Raw genomic sequence first — 22,529 nt, 5'->3', positions numbered from 1 at the left:
CCCAAAAAATGAATATAATTTACTTATAACCTTATCTATTTTTCACATTACAAAGCATTGCACATTACAATAGCTTTCACTACATTAGTTCTATGACTGAGGTGGAAATAGAAAAAGAAAATGCAGCCATTGCTAAAGCTTACAAAGAACTATTAAAAGTAAGCTACCAAACTCTTAGTAAGGAGGATAAGAAACTAATCCGCCATGCTTTCGAGGTTGCTGTTGACGCACATAAAAATCAGCGCAGAAAATCTGGCGAAGCTTATATTTTCCATCCTATCGCAGTTGCAAGAATTGTTGCACAAGAAATAGGGTTAGATGCAACTGCTATTGCCTCTGCCCTGCTCCATGATGTCGTAGAAGACAATCCTAATTACACCATTGCAGATATTGAGCGGTTATTTGGTGAGAACGTAGCTAGAATTGTTGACGGACTCACAAAAATTTCGTCCTTAAAAAAGGACTTGGATGTATCGTTACAAGCAGAAAACTTTCGTAAAATGCTCTTAACCCTTCATGAAGACATAAGGGTTATTATCATTAAAATAGCAGACCGTTTGCATAACATGCAAACAATGGAAGCCATGCGATCGGATAAACAAGTGAAGATTGCTTCAGAAACACTTTACATTTACGCTCCATTAGCGCACAGAATTGGACTTTACAATATTAAAACAGAACTGGAGGACCTTGGCCTTAAGTACACGGAGCCTGAAGTATACAATGATATTGCAGAAAAGATGCAAGATAGTAAAGAAGAGCAGGATGCCTACATAAAATCATTCTCCAAGGTTATTGAAAACTCTTTGAATAAGGAAGGTCTTAAATATGAAATTAAAGGCAGACCAAAGTCCATTTTTAGCATTCGAAGAAAAATGCTAAAACAAGGTGTATCCTTTGAAGAAGTTTATGACAAGTTCGCCGTACGTATTATTTACAAATCAGATTTCGAAAACGAAAAATTCCTCGCTTGGAAGATTTACTCCATAGTTACGGACCATTTCACCCCTAACCCAACACGACTACGCGATTGGATTTCATCTCCGAAATCTACAGGATATGAAGCATTACACATTACCGTTGTTGGACCAAAAAGTAGATTTGTAGAAGTCCAGATTAGAAGTGAACGTATGAATGAAATTGCAGAGAAAGGCTATGCGGCGCACTACAAATACAAAAATCAAAATGATAAGGAGGATAATTTGGATCTTTGGATCAATAAGTTACAAGAAGCTCTGGAAAGTAACGAAACCGATGCTGTTGATTTTGTAGAACAGTTTAAGCTCAATCTTTATTCTAAAGAGATCTTTGTGTTTTCGCCAAAAGGCGACCTCAAATCTCTTCCTAAGGGAGCAACACCTTTAGACTTTGCATTTAGTATACACACTGAAGTTGGCATGAAAACCAGAGGTGCTAAAGTAAATGGCAAATTGGTTCCATTAAGCCATGAACTTCAAAGTGGTGACCGTGTTGAAATTTTAACCTCTGATAACGCCAAGCCAAATTCAAACTGGTTAGATTATGCAACAACTGCAAGGGCCCGAAGCAAAATAAAATCAGCTTTAAAGGAAGACGTAAAACTAATTGCTGAGGAGGGTAAAGAAATATTGAGACGCAAGTTAAAACAATTGAAAATTACTCTTAACGAAAGTTCAGTAAATGAGCTGGTTAATTATTTTAAGTTAAGCACCTCACTAGATCTTTTCTATCGCGTTGGCATTGGTACCATTGATAATTCCAAACTTAAAGCTTTCGCTTCTTCAAGAAGCAATGCCTTTGTCAGTTATTTTAAAAATAAAATACGAAGACCAGATGTCCCAAAAGATATTGATAAGGACGAAATAACGTCAAAATATGACATGCTGGTTTTTGGTCAAGGAGAAGAAAAATTAAACTATAAATTAGCTAATTGTTGTAACCCAATTCCAGGGGATAAAGTATTTGGTTTTTTAACCATAAATGATGGCATTAAAGTACATAAAAAAAACTGTCCAAATGCTGTGAGCTTACAATCCAACTATGCCTACAGGATTATTGCTGCCAAATGGATAGATTCCACCCAACAAGTTTACACATCGCAAATTACTTTATCTGGACTTGACAACCTTGGCCTTGTTAATGATATCACAAAGCTCATATCACAAAACATGCATGTAAACATGAAAAGTATAAGTTTTACAACTGATAGCGGTGTATTTACGGGCAAGATTACTTTAGAAGTTAAAAACCAAGCCATGCTGAAAAAACTTATTGAAAGATTGAAAAAAATTAATGGTATTGATAAGGTATCGAGAGTTTAAATTTGTGTAAATTTACACTTTGATTATGAAGGCAACTACAGAAGAGAGTAACCAAGAAATTGTGAAACGTGTTTTTACGCAATTCCTTGAAGAAAATGGGCATAGAAAAACACCTGAGCGCTATGCTATACTCCAAGAAATTTATGATAGTGAAGAACATTTTGATATAGAATCACTATATCTTAAAATGAAAAATAAAAACTATCGCGTTAGTAGAGCAACACTTTATAATACTATTGAATTACTTTTGGATTGCAATCTCGTGCGTAAGCATCAATTTGGCAAAAGCCAAGCACATTATGAGAAGTCTTATTTTGACAAGCAACATGATCATGTAATTCTAACCGACTCCGGTGAAGTTATAGAATTTTGCGATCCTCGTATTCAATCAATTAAGCAAACCATCGAAGAAGTTTTCGATATTGAAATAAACAATCATTCACTATATTTTTACGGCACGCGTAAAAAACACGACTAACTTATTTATTAAAATGGCAGTAGATTTACTACTAGGATTACAATGGGGTGATGAAGGAAAAGGTAAAATTGTTGACGTATTCACCTCCAAATATGATATTATTGCAAGATTTCAAGGTGGCCCAAATGCAGGGCATACTTTAGTTTTTAATGGCAGAAAACATGTTTTACACACAATTCCATCAGGTATTTTTCATGATAATACTATAAATCTTGTTGGTAACGGAGTAGTTATTGATCCCGTAATATTCAAAAAGGAATTAGTTAAGCTCAACGAGCAAAATGTGGATTATAAAAACGCGCTATACATTTCACGCAAAGCACACATCATATTACCAACCCATCGCTTACTAGATGCTGCAAGTGAAGCCTCAAAGGGTAAGGCAAAAATAGGTTCAACCTTAAAAGGAATAGGACCAACATACATGGACAAGACGGGTCGCAATGGTATACGAGTTGGAGATATAGAATTAAGTAATTGGAAAGACAAATACAGAGCGCTTGCAGATAAGCATGAGGCAATGATAGCATTCTACAATGTAGATATTCAGTACAATCTGGAAGAATTAGAAGCAGATTTTTTTGATGCTATCGAAACCTTAAAACAGTTAAAGTTCATAGACTCTGAAGAATTCATACATCAGGCTCAACAGTCTGGTAAAACTATTTTAGCCGAAGGAGCCCAAGGTTCCTTGCTTGATATTGACTTTGGTACATACCCCTATGTAACATCGTCTAATACTACTGCAGCTGGTGCATGTACTGGACTTGGTGTTGCTCCAAGTCAGATTGGTGACGTATTTGGCATTTTTAAAGCTTATACAACGCGTGTTGGCTCAGGTCCATTCCCTACCGAACTTTTTGATGAAGACGGTGAGACTATGGGCAGAGTTGGCCACGAATTTGGTGCAACAACTGGTAGACCTAGACGATGTGGATGGTTAGATTTGGTCGCATTGAAATATGCATGTCAAGTCAATGGAGTTACCCAACTTATAATGATGAAAGGAGATGTACTGTCAGGTTTTAAAAAACTGAAAATCTGTACAGCCTACAATTATAAAGGTGAAACCATTACACATTTACCGTACAATATTGAAGAGGAAAATGTAACTCCAATTTACACAGAGATTGACGGATGGAAGGAGGACCTTACAAAAATGACCCAAGCTTCCGATTTACCAAAGGAGTTTAATGCTTACGTCGAATTCATAGAAAAGGAGCTCAATATTCCTATCACTATTGTTTCAGTTGGTCCTGACCGTAAGCAAACAATTGTAAGAAAGAGTATTTAATATTTAACTAAAGACTGTTAAATATTCTGTTAAGTCATACTAAAGCAATAGCGTAAATGTTACTTTGTAAAAAATACTTACAGTTTTGAGAGCTTTAAAAAATCTATTTTTTTCAATACTTCTATGCACGGCTAGTTTACTTTTTTCACAGGAAAAACAAAAAATCAACATTAAATATGCAGGTACTGCATACACAGACTCGGAAATTGAAGATGGTGCCAAAGTTTTTCTAAGGGATAAATCACAACAAGTTCACTTTGTTCATAAGGGCGTTAATATGTGGTGTGATAAAGCCATATATTTTGAAGATCAAGATTTCATCGAGGCCTTCAGTAATGTAGTTATGAAACAAGGTGATTCTATCAATATGGTTGCAAAATATGCTACCTACAGTGGTAAAACACAATTGGCTTTCGCACGTGGCGATGTGGTATTAACTGAGCCAAACTCCGTACTTACTACAGATAAACTTTATTTTGACAGAACAAGACAATTGGCCTTTTACAATACCAAAGGAAAAGTTGTTAGAGATACATCAGGCACCATCACTAGTCAGATTGGACGCTATTACATGAATTCAAGAAAGTATCAGTTTCTCCAAGACGTCGTTTTAGTCAATCCTGATTACACCTTAAATACGGAGCGTTTGGATTTCTTTACAGAAAATGGTCATGCCCATTTATTTGGACCTTCTACAATTGTAGGAGAAGACAGTAGTATCTATACCGAAAGAGGATTTTATAATACAAATACGGATAGAGGGCACTTTCAGCGTAATGCGCGCATAGATTACGATAATCGTACTGTTGAAGGCGATAGTATCTACTTTGACAGAAATAGAAGTTTTGCATCTGCAACAAATAATATTACGGTTACAGATACTATTAATAACAGTCTGGTTAAAGGGCATTATGCAGAGGTTTGGCGAGACAGGGACTCGGTTTTTATCACTAAGCGAGCACTTGGAATTTCAGTGCAAGATCGAGATTCTGTTTATATCCATGCAGATACACTAATGTTAACAGGCAAGGAAAACAATAGAATTACTAGAGCTTTTTACAATGTTAGGTTATATAAAAGTGATCTTGCTGGTAAGGCAGATTCTATTCACGTTAATCATCAAACAGGATTAACACAAATGATAAATCTACAGCGCTTTAGTTCAAAAGATGCATTTGCTACTATGCGCAAACCCATTTTATGGAATATGGGCAATCAAATGACAGGAGATACGATTCATTTAATTTCAAATATTGAAACAGAAAAACTAGATTCACTAAAAGTCTTTAATAACGCCTTCTTAGTTAGCAGAGATACTATTAGCGAAACCGGATATAACCAAGTAAAAGGAAAAGTGTTAATTGGCTTGTTTGAAAATAACGAACTCTACAACGTTGATATCATCAAAAATGCCGAAATGATTTACTATATGCGCAATGATGAGAATGAACTTGTTGGCATCCAAAAATCTAAATCCGGAAGTATAAATATGGAAATATTGGAACAGGCCATTGAGGAAATTAGATTTATAAACCAAATTGATGGTGAGCTTTATCCTGATTCAATGTTTCCAAAAAGCGGTAGGCGTTTACGTGGTTTTGATTGGCGTGGTGAAGAACGTTTGATGTCAATAGAGGATTTGTTCAAAGATGACCCTCCTCTTGATTTACCAGTAATCAAAGGCTTAGATGACTATATTCCACCTGAGGAATTTGTTGACAGCTCCATGACTGAGCGTATTGAAGAAGCTGGAAAAGAAACACCGAACAAACCCAACAAAGCCGCTCAAAATTTACCAGAAAAAAACGAGGCATTTCCGTTTCCCAATACTGTAAGTCTACCCAAGGGATCTAAGAAAAAGACTAGTCAATAATGTGCAATGCAAGAAGGAGACTTTTTTAAATATCAAGCACAGACTACACCACATCCATTGGCCATGGAAATTAGCCATGCCAAAGGGTCATATATTTATGACAGTAATGGGAAAGCCCATCTTGATTTTGTAGCTGGAGTTTCAGCATGCAGTTTAGGTCATTGTCATCCAAAAGTTGTTGAAGCAGTAAAAAAACAACTCGATCAATACCTACATGTGATGGTCTATGGAGAGTACATTCAAAAACCGGCAGTCGATCTATGTAAGTTGCTGGCTAAACACCTCCCAGCACCTTTGGATACTACATATTTAGTTAATTCAGGAACAGAAGCCATTGAAGGAAGTATTAAACTCGCAAGACGCTACACAGGAAGAACTGAAATAATAGCAGCAAAAAATGCTTACCACGGTAACACCATGGGCTCATTGAGTTTAATGGATTTTCAAGAAAGAAAACAACCTTTTCTGCCTTTAATTCCGGACGTTAGGCATATTAGCTTTAACTGTGAGTGGTGCCTAAATCAGATAACACAGAAGACTGCCGCCGTTGTTCTTGAAACAATACAAGGTGGAGCTGGATTTATAGAGCCTATAAATGACTATCTACATAAAGTACAGCAAAAATGTAATGCAGTTGGAGCACTTTTAATCTTGGATGAAATTCAACCTGGTATTGGCAGAACAGGTAAATTATTTGGTTTTGAAAACTATAATTGCTTACCAGATATCGTCGTAACAGGCAAAGGTCTTGGAGGTGGGCTTCCAATAGGTGCATTTACTACATCCAGTAAATTAATGAGCTACCTATCAGACAAACCAAAGTTAGGTCATATTACCACCTTTGGAGGAAACCCTGTTATTGCTAGTGCCGCACTGGCCACTTTAAAACAGATCACCGAGAGTAATTTGATTGAGGGTACACTCAAAAAAGAAAAACTTATTAGAAAACACTTACGGCATCCCTTAATTAAAGAAATTAGAGGGCGTGGGTTAATGTTAGCTGCTTTTACAGAATATCCAGATGTAACGAATCAAATAATATTAGAATGCAAGGAAAAAGGGTTAATTCTATTTTGGCTATTATTTGAGCCAAGAGCTATTAGAATTACGCCTCCACTAACCATTTCTGACGATGAAATTATTAAAGGTTGTCAAATAATTCTATCTGTATTAGACGAAATTGATGAGAAGCTAGTATAGTAAATTATTGAAATTCAGTCACCAAAAATTATTGTATGAATAACATTTCTATGTTAATTAATTTGTTAAAAACATTAACGCTTTTTTTATAAAATCGAAGGGGATAACTGTATTTTTATTTCAGTGAAACCTTAAAACCGCTTATGGAATACAGTCAAAACGACGAAAATTTCTCTCTTACTAGATTTGAATCGATGTTAAAAACAAATGACATTTTGTTTTTCGACTCCAACGAATTTGAAAACATCATTCACCACTACCTTGAAAATGGTAAAATAGCCTTAGCAAAACGCGCAATCAAATTGGGCTTAGAACAACATCCTTCTTCTGTTAACCTACGATTATATCAGGTTGAAATCCTCGTCATTGAAAATAAATTTGAAGAAGCAAACACTATTTTGAATGAACTTCATGATTTAGAGCCAAACAACGAGGAGATATATATACAAAAGGCAAATGTGCTATCCAAGCAAGACCAGCACGAGAAGGCAATTGAAATTTTGCTAATGGCTATTGGAATGTCAAAAACACCTGAAGATGATAGTGACCTCTACGCACTTATTGGCATGGAATATCTTTTTCTTGATCAATTTGAAAACGCCATTATCTATTTTAAAAAATGTTTAGAGGCCGACACAACCGATTACTCTGCTCTTCACAACATTATTTACTGTTATGACTTTTTAAACCAAAACACAGAAGCTATTTCGTACTTAAATGGCTTTTTGGACAATAACCCTTATTGTGAAGTTGCGTGGCACCAATTAGGACGTCAATATTTTGCAATTAAGGAATATTCCAAGGCAAATGCAGCCTTTGATTTTGCAATAATATCTGACGATAGTTTTGTTGGTGCTTATATAGAAAAAGGTAAGGTTTTAGAAAAATTAAAGCAATACGAAGATGCAATTGAAAACTACAAAATTACGCTTGCATTAGATGATCCAACTTCCTTCGCTCTTCTTAGAATTGGATATTGCTATGAAAAACTTGGTCAGGATGATTTGGCCCTTCAATTTTTAAAAAAAACGGTAGATGAAGATGCGTTATTAGATAAAGGATGGCTCGCCATAACAAAATTCTACATGAAACGCCTCAACTATCAAAAAGCCCTCTACTACATAAATAAAGCAGTGAATATTGATGGTGAAAATGTTTTATATTGGAAACTATATGCTACGGTTAATAAACGGCTCAACTTTTTGGAAGAAGCAGAGCGTGGCTATAAACATTGTATAGAGTTAGGAAATTACGAATTAGATACATGGCTGGATAGATCAGATATACTTATTTCTCTAGGTGAATACGAAGCTTCAATTCATAATTTATTGCAAGCGTCAGAGTTTTATCTCGAAAATGCAGAAATTGAATATCGTTTAGGTGGCTTGTATTTCACCTTAAATAAAAATGAAGAGGGTCGTTTTCACTTAAAGAATGCTATCCAACTCAATTTCGAGTATAATTTTATCATAACCGAGCTCTTTCCTAACCTTAAAGATAAGCCAATTGTCAAAGCCATAATTTCGGATTTCAAAAAGACATCCAATTAAAAAATCCATACCTTAGCATCTCATTATAATTCTTAGAATGAGAAGAAGAATAATTGACTACATAGTCGTTTCTCTTAAAGGGATAGCCATGGGTGCAGCGGATGTTGTCCCTGGTGTTTCAGGTGGTACAATTGCATTTATTTCTGGTATTTATGAAGAGCTCATTGAGAGCATAGATAAGGTAAATCTTGATTTTTTTAAAAATTGGAAAAATCATGGATTTTTAAATGCTTGGAAGTCAATTAATGGAAGCTTTTTGTTTGCACTATTCTTGGGTATTGGAATAAGCATTCTTTCATTGGCTAAGCTTATTAAGTGGTTATTGCATAACGAACCTATTTTGCTTTGGTCCTTCTTTTTTGGATTGGTGCTTGCCAGTATCATTTACATTGCAAAGCAAATAAACAAATGGTCACTTAAAGTCCTTCTAGCAGTTTTAATAACCTCTGTATTATCATATTATATAACCCTCGCAGAACCATTTGCATCTCCGGACAGTCCTTATTACTTGTTGTTTTGTGGGTTCATTGCAATAATAGCAATGATATTACCTGGTGTTTCAGGCGCGTTTATTCTATTAATTTTAGGCGCCTATCAAACTGCCATTGATACAATTAATAATTTAAGAGATGGCCTTTTGCAAGGCAACATGACGCTTTTTAAAGAGGCATTATTCAATTTTATCCTACTAGCAATTGGCGCCGTAATTGGATTAAAAGTCTTTTCTAAAGCACTAAACTGGATGTTCAAACACCAAAAAAATCTTACCCTGGCAATACTTACTGGTTTTATGATTGGGTCTTTAAATAAAATCTGGCCATGGAAAGAGGTTTTAAAAACACGTATAAATTCTAAAGGCGAAGAAGTTACCCTATTAGATAAAAGTGTTTTACCATCTACATTCAATGGCGACAATCAGTTAGTGTTAGCAATCATATTTGTTGTTATTGGTTTTGCCACCATATTGATATTAGAAAAACTTGGCAAAAATAAAAATGTCGTGTAATGCAAAGTACAAGGCATCTTAAAGATCGTATTTTTTTAGTTATCAAAGGTCTTGCAATGGGAGCTGCAAATAAGGTTCCTGGTGTGTCTGGAGGTGTTGTTGCATTTGTCGCTGGATTTTATGAAGAATTTATTTACTCACTTCAAAGAGTCAATAAAACAGCATTTAGATTATTATTTAACGGTCGCTTTAAAAGCTTCTTTCGCTATACAAACGGAAAGTTCTTAGCACTGCTCTTTCTTGGGATGGTAATTAGCTACTTTAGTGTTTCAAAACTATTAGACTATCTCATAGTTAATTATGAACTGTACGTTTGGAGCACTTTTTTTGGAATGATTTTAGGCTCTATTTATTACATCAATAAAGATTTTGAGTCCTGGAACAAAAGAACTTTAACGTTTTTGATGCTTGGAGCTTTAGTAGGTATAAGCATCAGCTTTTTAGATCCTGCAAAAGAAAATGATAATTTGTTTTTTGTATTCTTTTGCGGTATCATAAGTGTGTCTGGCATGACACTTCCAGGGTTTTCAGGATCATTTATTCTCATTTTACTAGGAAACTATGTACTCTTATTAGTTGACTCCGTAAATGCCTTATACGACACTATTGCCGATATTTTTTCTGGAAATTTCGATTTCATTAAGAATGAAGTGAGAATTAGAATGCTTAAAGTACTAGCCGTTTTCACTTTGGGTTCTGTTACTGGATTAGTAACCTTTTCGCATATCTTGAATTACATTTTACATCACTATAAAAATATTACACTTGCAACCATAATTGGTTTTATCGTTGGTTCCTTGGGTGTTGTCTGGCCATGGAAAAAAACGATATATCTAACCAATGAAACCGGTGGCTATATTTTAGATTCTGCAGGCAAACAAATTATTTTAAATTACAAACGATTTTTCCCAGGTGCTAGTACAGAAACATACATAGCAATAGCTTACATTTTTTTAGGTATTTTGATAGTGCTAGGATTAGAATGGTATGGACAACGGACAAGACAAATCAAAGCTTAAATTCGGACTCATAGGTCGAAATATTTCCTATTCATTTTCACGTGGCTACTTTGCTAAAAAATTTGAAAAGGAGAATCTCAATTTTACCTATGAAAATTTTGATCTAACCTCTATTGATAAATTTCCGGTTATTTTTGAAAATAATCCAAATCTCAAAGGACTCAATGTTACAATTCCTTACAAAGAACAGATTATACCGTATTTAGACAAAGTATCTAAAAAGGCTCAAAAAATAGGTGCCGTAAACACCATAAGAATTAAGAACAAAAAAATAATTGGTTACAATACCGACTATTACGGTTTTAAAAAATCAATTACGCCGCATTTAACAAAATACCATAAAAATGCTTTAATTCTCGGTACAGGAGGAGCTTCAAAAGCCATAGCTTATGCCTTAGAAAAACTCCAAATTGAATACGATTTTGTTTCGCGGAATAAAACGCAAAAGGTCAAATATCAATATTCAGACCTAACACCAGAATTAATTAGGTTATATAAGATAATAATAAACTGTACTCCAGTTGGAACCTATCCTAACGTAGACCAATGCCCTAATATTCCTTATGAAGGGATAACATCTTCTCATATTCTCTATGACTTAATCTATAATCCTGAACGCACAAAATTTTTGCAATTTGGAGAAATGAAAGGCGCCGCAATTATTAATGGACTCCAGATGTTAGAACTGCAGGCTGAGAAGTCTTGGGAAATATGGAATAGATCTTAATATGTATTCCAACCTCTCAATTCCTTTGTAGTTCAAGGAGTTGTTAGTATCTTTATTGTCCGTTTAAAATTATTGACTTATGTCTGAGAATGATAACCTGCAAGAAGCAGAAGGAAAAAAAGAAGTAGATACCTTAGAAACTACTCCAGAAAAAGAAACTGTTGTTGAGGCAAAAAATGAAGATGATAATACAACCATTGATGCCAACGATAAAAAGGAGAATCATGTAGATGAAATTGAAGCATCAAACGCTGAAGATGCTGAAGATGAAACTAATGCTGAACGTCATGAGGTAGAAGAAAAAGACTACCATGCGATGAATTTAGATCAATTGGTAACCGAGTTCAATAGACTTTTGAGTCATCATAAGATCCAAACAATATCAAAATATGTTAATCAAATAAAGTCAGAATTCAATTCTAAATTTAATGCGCTATTAGAGGAGAAAAAAGAAGAATTTGTTAATGAAGGTGGCAATGTTATTGATTTTTACTTCACTAATGATGCAAAGAAACTCTTTAACCAATTATACAAAGAATATAGGCAAGGTATTAATGCGTATTACAAAGCACGTGAACATACGCTCAAGGAAAACCTCGAAAATCGCCTAGCAATCATAGAAGAAATAAAAGGACTTTTAAATGTTGAAGAGAATATAAACACAACTTACAAACACTTTAAGGAACTTCAGGAAAAATGGCGACACGCTGGTCCAATTCCAAGAGATAAATACAATAATGCTTGGAACTCTTATCATCACCACGTGGAACGTTTTTACGATTTCTTGCATCTCAATAACGATTTGCGAGATATGGATTTTAAGCATAATTACGAGCAAAAACTTAAAATCATTGAACGTGCTGAAGAGCTTAGCAAGGACGAAAATATAAATCGTGCTTTTAGAGAATTACAGGTACTCCACAAATTATGGAAAGAAGAGCTTGGTCCCGTTGCCAAAGAGCATAGGGAAGAAATCTGGGAGCGTTTTAGCAATGCAACTAAAACCATACACGATAAAAGACAAGCTTATTATGCAGATTTAGATAAAGCTTACGAAAAAAATCTTGAGAAGAAAGAAGAGATTATAGCAAATATTGTAGCAGTTGCATCAGAGCACGTTTCTTCTCATGGTGCTTGGCAAAAAAAGATAAGAGAAATTGAATCTTTACGAGAAGCCTTTTTCAACGCTGGAAAAGTGCCTTTAAAGTCTAACGAAGCAACATGGGCTAAGTTTAAGGATGCCGTTCGCGAATTCAATCGAAATAAAAATCTTTTTTATAAAGATTTAAAGAAAGAGCAATACGAGAATCTCAAAAAAAAGAAAGAACTTATCAAAATTGCAGAAGCTAATAAAGAGAGTGAAGACTTTGCTGTTGTAACGCCACTGATGAAAAAAATTCAAAGCGATTGGAAAAAAATTGGTCATGTTCCACGACGCGATAGTGACAAAATATGGAAACAATTCAAAGACGCTTGTAACTATTATTTTGACCGAATGCATGACAAGCGTAAAGCTGAAAACCAACATTTATATGATGCCTTTGATAAAAAAGTAAAGTTACTAGACAGTCTAAAATCCTTAAACCTTGCAGAAGACAATAAGAAAGCTGTTGCAACTTTAAAATCTAAAATATCAGAATGGAAGACCATAGGCCACGTACCACAAAATAAGCGTTACATTGATGGGAAGTTCTACAAGGCTATAGACGTAGCTTTTGACCAACTCAAGATGGACAAAGCTAAGTTAGAGATGGTAAAATTTGAAAGCAAGCTTGAAAATTTAGCTAGTGATGATAGCGATACAAGATTACTGGATAACGAGCAAAACTTTATTCGTAAGAAAATAGGTGATGTACAATCAGAAATAACGCAATTAGAAAACAACCTTCAGTTCTTCACAAACGTAGATGAAACAAATCCGGTGGTTAAAGAAGTACTAAATAATATTGATAAGCATAAGAAGGAATTAGATACTTGGAAAACCAAACTATCAAAGATTAAGGGCATGTATAGTTAAAATCAAAACCCACTTGAGTTTATCAAGTGGGTTTTGCCCTAACTAAACTAAATTAATCTTAATTACAACCGCTATTTAAATAATTAAGACCTACTACTAAGAATATAAAAAACGTAATTGTTTTTGTATACAGTATCTACGGACACACATATGTATTGGACGTTTAAATTGGAAATATTCTGAAACTTTTAACACTAATACTATAAATGTGCTAAAAAATTAAGGCTCAATACGTTTTTTTAAACTGATTTGGCTTCTTCCCAAAAGACGTCCATCTCTGAGAGAGTCATATCTTTTAAAGATTTGTTTAGTTCCTTTGCCTTAGACTCTAAATATTGAAATCTTTTAATGAATTTTTTGTTAGTTCGCTCAAGCGCATTTTCAGGATTTACCTTTAAAAACCGAGCATAATTTATCATTGAAAATAACACGTCGCCAAATTCATTCTCGATGGCGTCCATATTGCCTTTAGATATTTCAGATTTAAGTTCACTGAGTTCCTCCTCTACTTTTTCAAAAACTTGTTCCGGTTTTTCCCAGTCAAACCCAACACCTGCAACTTTATCTTGAATTCGGTTGGCCTTTACCATTGCTGGTAGACTTTTCGGCACACCTTCCAAAACACTTTTCTTGCCTTCTTTAAGCTTAATCTGCTCCCAATTTCGTTTAACATCCTCCTCATCATTTACTTTAACATCTGCATAGATATGCGGATGTCTTTCAATAAGCTTATCACAAATGGTGTGGCAAACATCGGCAATATCAAAGTCATTGGTTTCACTCCCAATTTTAGAGTAAAAAACAATGTGCAAAAGAACATCTCCAAGTTCTTTTTTAACTTCATCTAAATCATTATCTAAAATAGCATCACCTAGCTCGTAAACTTCCTCAATTGTTAAATGTCTGAGTGATTCCATAGTTTGTTTTTTGTCCCATGGGCACTGTTCGCGCAACTCGTCCATGACAATTAACAAACGCTCAAAAGCTTGAAGTTGTGATTGCTTTGTAGACATGATTATTCTTCTTCTGAGGTATCTGAATTTTCCTCAGATTCAAGGCTATCTAGAAGATTGTTCTTATGCAGGATATTGTACCACTGAATAACTTTCTTTATGTCAGAGGCATAAACTCTGTCTTCGTCGTATTCTGGTAAGATTTCGAAAAAATATTCCTCTAAGGTATCCTTGCTGTCTTTATGGCTTATAGATGTGGGTTTGCCATTTTCCTTGTCTTTTACTTTTTTCAGTACGTCTCTAAGCGGTACCTCTTCGGTCAAGGTATATATAGCAATTTCGCTTAGTATACTAATATTACTGTGTGCCCCAACTGTTAATCTTTTTTTGTCTAACAGTGATTCCACCACTGCACCTGTCCTTGTCTGAGTCACAATTTCAAATAATCCTGGTTTACCGGAAATTGCTAGTATTTTGTCTAAACTCATATTTCTTTAGTTAGCGTTTTCTACTCATAAGTGGAAAACGCATTTTATAGTCAATTTTTATTTTTCCTTTTGAAATATTATTCAACTTTCCTTTTATTAATCGCTTTTTAAAGGAGGAAAGTTTGTCTGTAAATAATATGCCTTCGATATGATCATACTCATGCTGTATTACCCTTGCAATGAGGCCTTCATATTCCTCTACATATGTATCAAAATTTTCATCTTGATATTGTATTTTTATTTTTGGTTGCCTAAATACATCTTCCCTAACATCAGGAATACTTAAACAGCCTTCATTAAACGCCCACTCATCACCTTCTTCTTCTAATATTTGAGCATTTATGAATATTTTTTTGAAATTCTTAAGTTGTTCTCTTTCATTTTCAGAGAGATTTTCATCATCTGCAAAAGGCTCTGTATCAACTAAAAATAAGCGGATAGGCAGTCCTACTTGCGGTGCAGCAAGTCCAACACCAAATGCACCATACATAGTCTCGTGCATATTTTCAATCAGTTCGTCCAACTTTGGATATTGCGCATCAATTGCCTTAGCTTTTTTCTTCAGTACAGGATCGCCATATGCAACAATAGGTAAAATCATATTCTAATTATTTCGGGAGCAAAAGTACAATTCTTATTTAAGATTTTGAAGCCAAATAACTCTGCAGTATAAGTGTAGCACTTATTTCGTCAATAAGCGCTTTATTTTGTCTTTGTTTTTTCTTTAAACCACTATCTATCATTGTTTGAAATGCCATTTTAGAAGTAAAACGCTCATCTACTCTTTCAACAGGGATTTGTGGCAATGCCTTCTTTAGACGTTTTAGAAACAATTGAATATAAATTTCACTTTCTGATGCTGTATTATCCATTTGCTTAGGCAATCCTACGACAATTTTTTCAACCTTCTCCTTTGCAACATAATTTGTCAAAAACGCTATGATGTCTTTTGAATCTACAGTAATTAAACCAGATGCAATTATCTGTAATTCATCAGTTACAGCCAATCCTGTTCGCTTCATTCCATAATCTATTGCTAAAATTCGCCCCATAGGCTACAAAGGTACAACGGATTAAATAAAAAACGCTTCTAGTTAAAGAAGCGTTTTAATTAAGCTATCAATTAAACCATGATATTATTTCCCTCATTTAAATAAATCACGTCGTTAATCAATTATAAGACACCAAAACATTAAGTAGGTCACATTCTTCAGATATTTTTAAAAAGAAAACTCCTCAAAAAAAGGGGAGAGGAGTTTTCAAAATTAGCTATTAATTAAACTCTCAGATACACTTACGTATAGTTAGTTATCCTTGATTTAACATTTATAAGACACTACTTTTCTGGGTTAGTCACAAATATTTCAAAAAATTTTATGTTGCTTGGTATTGGACTTATCTTTGGTGCAAATAAATGGATACAATTTGATGGAACAATTAAAAAACGTTATAGAGAATGCGTGGGAAGATCGTTCTCTTTTGAACAATAAAGTTACTGTTGATGCTATTAGAAGCGTTATTGGCTTACTGGATGAAGGTACCCTAAGAGTTGCAGAACCAAAAGGAGATGGATGGCAAGTTAATGAATGGGTTAAAAAAGCAGTTGTTCTCTATTTCCCTATTCAAAAAATGGAAACTCATGAAGTTGGTATTTTTGAATATCACGACAAAATTCCTTTAAAGCGAGATTATGCGCTTAAAGGTATAAGAGTTGTACCTCATGCTGTGGCAAGACATGGTGCATACATTTCTAAAGGTGTAATTATGATGCCCAGTTATGTAAATATCGGTGCCTATGTAGATGAAGGCACAATGGTAGATACTTGGGCAACGGTAGGGAGTTGCGCACAGATTGGTAAAAACGTACACCTTTCAGGTGGCGTTGGTATTGGTGGTGTTCTAGAACCATTACAAGCCGCACCTGTGATTATTGAAGATGGCGCATTTATCGGTAGCCGTTGTATTGTAGTAGAGGGTGTACGCGTTGAAAAGGAGGCCGTATTGGGCGCCAATGTTGTACTAACTATGAGTACCAAAATTATTGATGTTACAGGTGCCGAGCCAATGGAAATGAAAGGTGTTGTTCCTGCAAGATCTGTTGTTATTCCTGGTAGTTATACAAAGACATTTTCCGCAGGAGAATATCAAGTCCCTTGTGCACTTATTATAGGTAAACGTAAAGAAAGTACAGACAAAAAAACTTCTTTGAATGATGCATTACGCGAGTATGATGTAGCTGTCTAAAAGCCACATTTAAACTTGGTTTTCATAACATGAAAATATTAATCATACAACAAAAAATGATCGGTGATGTATTGACATCTAGTATCCTTTTTGAAGCTATTAAATCTAAGTATCCAGATGCTGAACTGCATTATGTAATAAACACGCATACGTATCAAGTTGTTGAAAACAATCCTTTTATTGATAAATTTCATTTTTTTACGAAGGAACATGAGAATAGCCTTAAAGCAACTCTGGCATTTGGTAAGTTCCTTCAAATGGAAAACTATGATGCTGTCATAGATGTTTATTCAAAAACATCGAGTAATATCGTATCATTTCGTACTAAGGCTAAAAAAAGAATATCTAAATATAAATGGTACACGTCCTTTTTATATACTCATACCGTCAAGGAAGGTAAAGAACCAAAAACCAGTGCTGGATTAGCCATTGAAAACAGATTAAGCTTATTAGAACCTCTTAATATTAAGTCAGAGGTTATTAAACCAAAAATTTACCTTACTGCTTCTGAATTGCAAAAAGGAGAAACGATTTTATTAGATAATGGTCTGGACTTAACAAAACCACTTTATATGATAGCTGTTTTAGGAAGTGGTATAAACAAAACCTATCCTTTAAAGTACATGGCACATGTCCTTGATACTATAATCACCGAGCAACCAAATGCTCAATTAATCTTCAACTACATACCAACACAATACAGCCATGCCAAAGAAGTTTATGAGTATTGTAAACCAGTTACAAAAAATCAGATTTTTTTAGATTTATTCGGTAAAAGCCTCAGAGAGTTCTTAACATTAACAATACATTGCACAGCTTTAATTGGAAATGAAGGTGGTGCAACAAACATGGCAAAAGCACTGGATATACCTACATTTACAATTTTTTCACCATGGATAGATAAAAAAGCTTGGAACATGTTTGAGGATGGTATTCGGCATAAATCCGTCCATCTTCAAGATTATGAAAGTAAAAGGTACAATAAAATTGCACATTACAAAGACCTGAAGAACGACTTTAAGAATTTATACGAGAATTTTAGACCAGAATATTTTAAAGAAGATCTTACAGAATTCTTGGACCAGTTAACTTAATTTTTCTATCCCAAAAGGTGTCGTTGTTATTTTAGATTTTTTTGTGTGCGCCCGTATTTTAAGGTTTTTTTCAATCATTTCTGGTGTTACATAACCCCTTTCATGATATAAATGTACACAAACTGCACTATATCTCAATTGTTTAGCCTTAATGTCTTTATTGAACAAACGTTCACCCAATTCTCTATCCTCACCACCATATTGCATGCGCTCATCGAAACCATTTGCTTCAATGATATCGGCTTTCCATCCAGAAGCATTATGACCATTCCAAGTCGCTTTAGTTGGCGTCAGTGCATTTAAAAGTTTAGTTTTTAGTCCTTTAGAGGATAATTTATTGTTTTTAAATGAAGATTTTAAACCTTTTTCTTTTAGCCATTTAATATTAAAGCACTTTTGATCTAAAATAACTTGCCTTGTTATTAACTCGCTAATGTGCATTGGGAGTTTAAAATAGCCTCCTGATAAAAAGTAGCCTTTCTCTCTATTATTTAAATGAGTCGCAATAAAATCGTTTCGTAAAACACAATCTCCATCGGTAAAAATTAAATAATCCGTATTTGAAGCTACAATAGCCTTATTTAAAATTATAGTTTTTTGAAAACCTCTATCCTCATGCCAAACGTGCTTTATTAATAGCTTTGATGTTTTCTGAAAAGTATCAATAAGCTTTTTGGTATCATCTTTTGAGCCATCATCTGCTATAATAACTTCGAAATTTGCTTCTGTCTGATTTTCACAACTCCAAAGTACTTTTTCTAACCATTTTGGTTGGTTGTAAGTACTAATTATTAATGATGCCTCAAATGATTTCATGTGGGACAAAAATACTATTTTTACCTACTTAAAATGCAAAAGTGATTAAACTATCTGGCGTAATAATTACCTACAATGAACAGCGCAATATCGAGAGGTGTCTAAAGTCGCTGATAAACGTTGTGGATGAGATCCTTGTGGTTGATTCGTTTTCTACAGATAGTACAAAAGCCATATGCAAAAACTATAATGTCATATTTATTGAGCAACAGTTTTTGGGCTATGTTGAACAAAAAAACTTTGCCCTTGAGAAAGCAAATTACGATTACATCGTATCCTTAGATGGTGATGAGTCGCTTTCTGAAGAACTTCAAGAATCTATTGTAAAACTCAAATCCAATTGGGCCTGCGATGGTTACTATTGCAATAGATTAAATAATTTTTGCGGGCAATGGATTAAATATTCTGACTGGTATCCAAACAAAAAGTTACGGATATTTGACAGAAGAAAAGCGAAATGGGAAGGTATTAATCCACATGACCACATAAACATGGCTCCCAATTCTAAAATAGGAAAATTAAAAGGTGACATCCTACACAAAACCTATCAAAGCTATTCTGAATTCAATCAAAAAACAGAATATTTTTCGAGTATTGCCGCAAAAGCCTATTTTGAAAAGGGTAAAAAAGCTCCTATATGGAAAATCATCTGGAATCCAACCTGGGCTTTTTTCAAATCTTATTTCCTGCGATTGGGATTTTTAGATGGCTTTAATGGGTTTGTTATTTGTGTACAAACGGCCAATATCACATTTTTAAAATACTCGAAACTAAGAGAATTACATCAAAAAAAACCGAGTTAATTCTTCCAGAATTTTAGCTTCTTTTTAAGATTTCGTCTTCTATGGTAAGCTTTTTGAAAATCTTCAGTTGCTAACCACATAAGCTCAAAGATTTTGTCCTTATCAGTACCAGAACATTTTGCATATTCGTCACTCATAACCTCAACCATAGATTTATGGGTGGTTAATCGCCTAAAATTCTCAATGCGTTCCTTTAAAGATAAATTTTTAAACTCCATACGGTTTAAATCAACTAAAAAGAATTCATAAGAATCTCCTTTTTTCCGTATTAATGTATTGCCTGGTGAATGATCCAAAAAGTTTACGCCCTTTTCATGAAGAAAATATGTGAATCTTGTGAAAGCTCTTAATATCTGCTCATGTTCGGGAAAATTTAAATCCAGGGTAAGCTCCCTATATGTCAAATCTACATCCAGTTGTTTTGATATGTAAAAACTATTTTTAAATAAAAACGGCGTTGTGTATTCATAATAAGCAATTGGTTGTGGTGTACCAATGCCAAGCTTCATCAGTTTATTAGCGTACTCAAAAGAGCGTTGCGCTTTGCTTTTTCTAAAAAACCTATAGGCAAATTGATTGATAAAATTGGGAACCTTAAATGACTTCACGTTAATGGTATCATCGTCTAGTTCAAATAATTTTAAAGTATTTCTATCTTGTTGACCAAAGTCTTTACCTTGAGAATCAAAATTCTCAATAATCTCGTCTAACTTTTTTGTTTTAGATTCAAACTGTTCGGCAATTACCTTTTTCATTTAAAAATCCATCTTGTAGATCAGCAAAAATAAGTTTAAATAGTTAATTTTGGCACCAATAAAATTAAGATGTCCAGAAAAACCCCTACCTGTAGTTTAGTAACTCCAACTTATAATTGGCCTGAGGCTTTAGAATTACTTTTATTGAGTGCGTTGAACCAAAGCTGGTTACCAAATGAAATAATAATTGCAGATGATGGATCTAGACAAGAGACTAAAGAACTTATTGATCACTTTAAAACAATAAGCCCTGTACCAATCGTTCATATATGGCATGAAGATAATAAAAATCAGAAGCCCAAAATTATGAATAAAGCCATTGCGAAGGCAAAATATGACTACATTATTGAGATTGATGGTGATATAATTATGCACAAACATTTTGTTAAGGATCACTTAGTCATGGCGAAAAAGAATACGTTTTTATATGGTAGCAGAGTAAATATTAAGGAGAGTCATTTGCAAAAACTATTCAAAAAGAAACAGATTTCATTTAACTTTTTTTCAAAAGGCATAAAAAAACGCGGTAGAACTCTAAGGCTGCCATTTCTTTCAAGTTTTTATAAAGAGCAGGACAAAAGATCATCAAAATTAAGAGGTTGTAATATGTCTTTTTGGAGAGATGATTTTATAAAGGTAAACGGTTTTAACGAAAATCTAGTGGGCTGGGGAATTGATGATAGTGAGATGATTCAACGCTTATTGAATATTGGTGTAAAAGGAAAACGTCTTAAATTTAGAGGTATCGTTTACCATATTTATCATAACGAGCAGTCTAAAGATCATATCCACTTAAATAAAGAAATTGAGGACAACACTACCAAAAATAAAATTACCCACATCCCATTTGGTGTACAACAATATCTGTAAATAAATGTCCCTGAAAAAAACTATAGGTAAATTTCTACCCATTGTAGATGGGGATGAACGAAAAGAAAGAATTGCCAAAAAAGTTCTTAAGCTACATCAACAAAATAACGATATTGTAAATATTCATAGGTACGACATGAATAATGTTGGCGATTACTATTGTGCTCCTCATCTCTATTTCAAAGAATTAAATGGCAAATATCTTGATATCTCGGATATTAGAAGTTTAAAGAAAGAGGTTACTAAAAATTGGATAAAACAGGTTTCAAACAACAGTTTAATCATTGGAGGTGGCGGACTTCTTAACATTAAGTATTTCGATAGACAAATGAAACTTTTTGAAGAGTTGGGTGCGAGAGGAAAAAAAACAGTGATTTGGGGGGCTGGTCATAATGAAACTGATAGATCTCAATTTGGTAAAGTCAAAAACTACAACGTTGATCTAAAAAAGTTTGGTTTAGTTGGTACAAGAGATTATAGTATGGATACGGAGTGGATTCCTTGTGTTAGTTGCCTTCACTCCATTTTTGACAACTCTTATAAGGAAACACAAGACATAGGAATACTCTACAGTAAAAAAACAATCAAGAATAATAAAAACTTAGTAAATAGGTTAAGTGATTTTCCCTTTACATCCAATACCACCAATCTTAAGGATATGATTTCTTTCATTGGCAAATCAAATACGCTAGTTACAGACAGCTACCATGCGATGTATTGGGCTATTTTATTGGGGAAAAAAACATTAGTCGTCCCAACAACTTCAAAATTTTACGATTTTAAGTACAAGTCTGTCATTACGACATTTGAAAACTTTACCAACGATTTACCTAAGGCACAATCCTATTCTGGTGTACTTGAAGAAAGTAGAGAACTAAATATCAAATTTGCTGAAAAGGTTTTTGACTACCTAAATTTATAAATGCCAAAACAGCGCTAAAAACATAAATTAATTACCATAACAAGTCTTGTAAAGGCTTTGATCATATCGTATCTTTGCCAAGCCTATTAAAAAAAGAAGATTTAGCTCATCAAACTTTGA

21 protein-coding genes are annotated in these 22,529 nt (G+C 34.1%); 15 read left to right on the top strand and 6 right to left on the bottom strand.

Features of this window, described 5'->3' with window-relative positions; translation table 11 throughout:
• Positions 1-92: 92 nt before the first annotated feature.
• The 10 genes from LBU54_RS05920 (at position 93) to LBU54_RS05875 (ending at position 13,464) form a co-directional block, all read left to right on the top strand.
• Positions 93-2,300, top strand: a complete 2,208-nt coding sequence (locus LBU54_RS05920) for a RelA/SpoT family protein (protein WP_224527157.1) — start codon at positions 93-95, stop codon at positions 2,298-2,300.
• Between the two features lie 25 nt (positions 2,301-2,325).
• Positions 2,326-2,778 (top strand): Fur family transcriptional regulator, encoded by a 453-nt coding sequence (locus LBU54_RS05915; RefSeq protein ID WP_224527154.1) that lies wholly within the window; start codon positions 2,326-2,328, stop codon positions 2,776-2,778.
• A 13-nt stretch (positions 2,779-2,791) separates the two neighbouring features.
• Complete coding sequence (locus LBU54_RS05910; RefSeq protein WP_224527151.1) at positions 2,792-4,072, top strand: adenylosuccinate synthase; 1,281 nt, start codon at positions 2,792-2,794, stop codon at positions 4,070-4,072.
• A gap of 85 nt (positions 4,073-4,157) precedes the next feature.
• Positions 4,158-5,945: an OstA-like protein gene (locus tag LBU54_RS05905; protein ID WP_224527148.1), complete on the top strand. Its 1,788-nt coding sequence runs from the start codon at positions 4,158-4,160 to the stop codon at positions 5,943-5,945.
• Between the two features lie 6 nt (positions 5,946-5,951).
• Positions 5,952-7,145: an aspartate aminotransferase family protein gene (locus LBU54_RS05900; RefSeq protein WP_224527145.1), complete on the top strand. Its 1,194-nt coding sequence runs from the start codon at positions 5,952-5,954 to the stop codon at positions 7,143-7,145.
• A 143-nt stretch (positions 7,146-7,288) separates the two neighbouring features.
• Positions 7,289-8,695: a tetratricopeptide repeat protein gene (locus LBU54_RS05895; protein WP_224527143.1), complete on the top strand. Its 1,407-nt coding sequence runs from the start codon at positions 7,289-7,291 to the stop codon at positions 8,693-8,695.
• Positions 8,696-8,732: 37 nt separating this feature from the next.
• On the top strand, positions 8,733-9,701 hold the full coding sequence (locus LBU54_RS05890) for a DUF368 domain-containing protein (protein ID WP_224527139.1): 969 nt from the start codon (positions 8,733-8,735) through the stop codon (positions 9,699-9,701).
• Entirely contained in the window at positions 9,701-10,720 is a 1,020-nt protein-coding gene (locus LBU54_RS05885; protein ID WP_224527136.1) for a DUF368 domain-containing protein, read from the top strand. The genes LBU54_RS05890 and LBU54_RS05885 overlap by 1 nt, the downstream gene beginning before the upstream one ends.
• On the top strand, positions 10,689-11,447 hold the full coding sequence (locus LBU54_RS05880; RefSeq protein ID WP_224527132.1) for a shikimate dehydrogenase family protein: 759 nt from the start codon (positions 10,689-10,691) through the stop codon (positions 11,445-11,447). The genes LBU54_RS05885 and LBU54_RS05880 overlap by 32 nt, the downstream gene beginning before the upstream one ends.
• 79 nt (positions 11,448-11,526) lie before the next feature.
• Entirely contained in the window at positions 11,527-13,464 is a 1,938-nt protein-coding gene (locus LBU54_RS05875) for a DUF349 domain-containing protein (RefSeq protein WP_224527129.1), read from the top strand.
• 239 nt (positions 13,465-13,703) lie between these two features.
• On the opposite strand, the gene mazG is transcribed toward LBU54_RS05875, so the two are convergent.
• The 4 genes from mazG to ruvX are packed head-to-tail and all read right to left on the bottom strand — an operon-like array spanning position 13,704 to position 15,957.
• Positions 13,704-14,477 carry a nucleoside triphosphate pyrophosphohydrolase gene (mazG, locus tag LBU54_RS05870; protein ID WP_224527126.1) on the bottom strand — a complete coding sequence of 258 codons (774 nt, stop codon included), beginning with the start codon at positions 14,475-14,477 and terminating at the stop codon, positions 13,704-13,706.
• 2 nt (positions 14,478-14,479) lie between these two features.
• A complete protein-coding gene (locus LBU54_RS05865; RefSeq protein ID WP_224527122.1) occupies positions 14,480-14,905 on the bottom strand; it encodes a DUF5606 family protein in 426 nt (141 codons plus the stop codon).
• Positions 14,906-14,915: 10 nt separating this feature from the next.
• On the bottom strand, positions 14,916-15,506 hold the full coding sequence (gene def, locus LBU54_RS05860) for a peptide deformylase (RefSeq protein WP_224527119.1): 591 nt from the start codon (positions 15,504-15,506) through the stop codon (positions 14,916-14,918).
• A 37-nt stretch (positions 15,507-15,543) separates the two neighbouring features.
• Entirely contained in the window at positions 15,544-15,957 is a 414-nt protein-coding gene (gene ruvX, locus LBU54_RS05855; protein WP_224527116.1) for a Holliday junction resolvase RuvX, read from the bottom strand.
• 376 nt (positions 15,958-16,333) lie between these two features.
• Between ruvX and LBU54_RS05850 the strand changes: the two genes are divergently transcribed.
• Together LBU54_RS05850 and LBU54_RS05845 are read left to right on the top strand one after the other, a co-directional pair.
• A complete protein-coding gene (locus tag LBU54_RS05850; RefSeq protein WP_224527113.1) occupies positions 16,334-17,149 on the top strand; it encodes a 2,3,4,5-tetrahydropyridine-2,6-dicarboxylate N-succinyltransferase in 816 nt (271 codons plus the stop codon).
• A gap of 29 nt (positions 17,150-17,178) precedes the next feature.
• The gene (locus LBU54_RS05845; protein ID WP_224527110.1) at positions 17,179-18,243 is read left to right on the top strand and encodes a glycosyltransferase family 9 protein; all 1,065 of its coding nucleotides are present in this window, start codon (positions 17,179-17,181) and stop codon (positions 18,241-18,243) included.
• Here LBU54_RS05845 and LBU54_RS05840 read toward each other — a convergent pair.
• Positions 18,235-19,059 carry a glycosyltransferase family 2 protein gene (locus LBU54_RS05840; protein ID WP_224527107.1) on the bottom strand — a complete coding sequence of 275 codons (825 nt, stop codon included), beginning with the start codon at positions 19,057-19,059 and terminating at the stop codon, positions 18,235-18,237. The two genes, LBU54_RS05845 and LBU54_RS05840, sit on opposite strands and share 9 nt — an antisense overlap.
• A gap of 41 nt (positions 19,060-19,100) precedes the next feature.
• Between LBU54_RS05840 and LBU54_RS05835 the strand changes: the two genes are divergently transcribed.
• Entirely contained in the window at positions 19,101-19,862 is a 762-nt protein-coding gene (locus LBU54_RS05835) for a glycosyltransferase family 2 protein (protein WP_224527104.1), read from the top strand.
• On the opposite strand, the gene LBU54_RS05830 is transcribed toward LBU54_RS05835, so the two are convergent.
• Positions 19,859-20,617 carry a lipopolysaccharide kinase InaA family protein gene (locus LBU54_RS05830; protein WP_224527102.1) on the bottom strand — a complete coding sequence of 253 codons (759 nt, stop codon included), beginning with the start codon at positions 20,615-20,617 and terminating at the stop codon, positions 19,859-19,861. The genes LBU54_RS05835 and LBU54_RS05830 overlap by 4 nt on opposite strands.
• 69 nt (positions 20,618-20,686) lie before the next feature.
• Here LBU54_RS05830 and LBU54_RS05825 point away from each other — a divergent pair, with 69 nt between their 5' ends.
• On the top strand, positions 20,687-21,487 hold the full coding sequence (locus LBU54_RS05825) for a glycosyltransferase family 2 protein (protein ID WP_224527098.1): 801 nt from the start codon (positions 20,687-20,689) through the stop codon (positions 21,485-21,487).
• A 4-nt stretch (positions 21,488-21,491) separates the two neighbouring features.
• Positions 21,492-22,409 (top strand): polysaccharide pyruvyl transferase family protein, encoded by a 918-nt coding sequence (locus LBU54_RS05820; protein ID WP_224527095.1) that lies wholly within the window; start codon positions 21,492-21,494, stop codon positions 22,407-22,409.
• Positions 22,410-22,529 lie beyond the last annotated feature (120 nt).

The organism is Winogradskyella alexanderae (assembly GCF_020166335.1).
GTDB classification, from domain to species: Bacteria; Bacteroidota; Bacteroidia; order Flavobacteriales; family Flavobacteriaceae; genus Winogradskyella; species Winogradskyella alexanderae.
This window is presented reverse-complemented; position numbering and strand designations above follow the sequence as displayed.

What these genes read in the sequence shown, in the direction of transcription:
- LBU54_RS05920 (WP_224527157.1), top strand. Translation starts at nt 93, where the DNA reads ATGACTGAGGTGGAAATAGAAAAAGAAAATGCAGCCATTGCTAAAGCT.
- LBU54_RS05915 (WP_224527154.1), top strand. Translation starts at nt 2,326, where the DNA reads ATGAAGGCAACTACAGAAGAGAGTAACCAAGAAATTGTGAAACGTGTT.
- LBU54_RS05910 (WP_224527151.1), top strand. Translation starts at nt 2,792, where the DNA reads ATGGCAGTAGATTTACTACTAGGATTACAATGGGGTGATGAAGGAAAA.
- LBU54_RS05900 (WP_224527145.1), top strand. Translation starts at nt 5,952, where the DNA reads ATGCAAGAAGGAGACTTTTTTAAATATCAAGCACAGACTACACCACAT.
- LBU54_RS05895 (WP_224527143.1), top strand. Translation starts at nt 7,289, where the DNA reads ATGGAATACAGTCAAAACGACGAAAATTTCTCTCTTACTAGATTTGAA.
- LBU54_RS05890 (WP_224527139.1), top strand. Translation starts at nt 8,733, where the DNA reads ATGAGAAGAAGAATAATTGACTACATAGTCGTTTCTCTTAAAGGGATA.
- LBU54_RS05885 (WP_224527136.1), top strand. Translation starts at nt 9,701, where the DNA reads ATGCAAAGTACAAGGCATCTTAAAGATCGTATTTTTTTAGTTATCAAA.
- LBU54_RS05880 (WP_224527132.1), top strand. Translation starts at nt 10,689, where the DNA reads ATGGACAACGGACAAGACAAATCAAAGCTTAAATTCGGACTCATAGGT.
- LBU54_RS05875 (WP_224527129.1), top strand. Translation starts at nt 11,527, where the DNA reads ATGTCTGAGAATGATAACCTGCAAGAAGCAGAAGGAAAAAAAGAAGTA.
- mazG (WP_224527126.1), bottom strand. Translation starts at nt 14,477, where the DNA reads ATGTCTACAAAGCAATCACAACTTCAAGCTTTTGAGCGTTTGTTAATT.
- LBU54_RS05865 (WP_224527122.1), bottom strand. Translation starts at nt 14,905, where the DNA reads ATGAGTTTAGACAAAATACTAGCAATTTCCGGTAAACCAGGATTATTT.
- def (WP_224527119.1), bottom strand. Translation starts at nt 15,506, where the DNA reads ATGATTTTACCTATTGTTGCATATGGCGATCCTGTACTGAAGAAAAAA.
- ruvX (WP_224527116.1), bottom strand. Translation starts at nt 15,957, where the DNA reads ATGGGGCGAATTTTAGCAATAGATTATGGAATGAAGCGAACAGGATTG.
- LBU54_RS05850 (WP_224527113.1), top strand. Translation starts at nt 16,334, where the DNA reads ATGGAACAATTAAAAAACGTTATAGAGAATGCGTGGGAAGATCGTTCT.
- LBU54_RS05845 (WP_224527110.1), top strand. Translation starts at nt 17,179, where the DNA reads ATGAAAATATTAATCATACAACAAAAAATGATCGGTGATGTATTGACA.
- LBU54_RS05840 (WP_224527107.1), bottom strand. Translation starts at nt 19,059, where the DNA reads ATGAAATCATTTGAGGCATCATTAATAATTAGTACTTACAACCAACCA.
- LBU54_RS05830 (WP_224527102.1), bottom strand. Translation starts at nt 20,617, where the DNA reads ATGAAAAAGGTAATTGCCGAACAGTTTGAATCTAAAACAAAAAAGTTA.
- LBU54_RS05825 (WP_224527098.1), top strand. Translation starts at nt 20,687, where the DNA reads ATGTCCAGAAAAACCCCTACCTGTAGTTTAGTAACTCCAACTTATAAT.
- LBU54_RS05820 (WP_224527095.1), top strand. Translation starts at nt 21,492, where the DNA reads ATGTCCCTGAAAAAAACTATAGGTAAATTTCTACCCATTGTAGATGGG.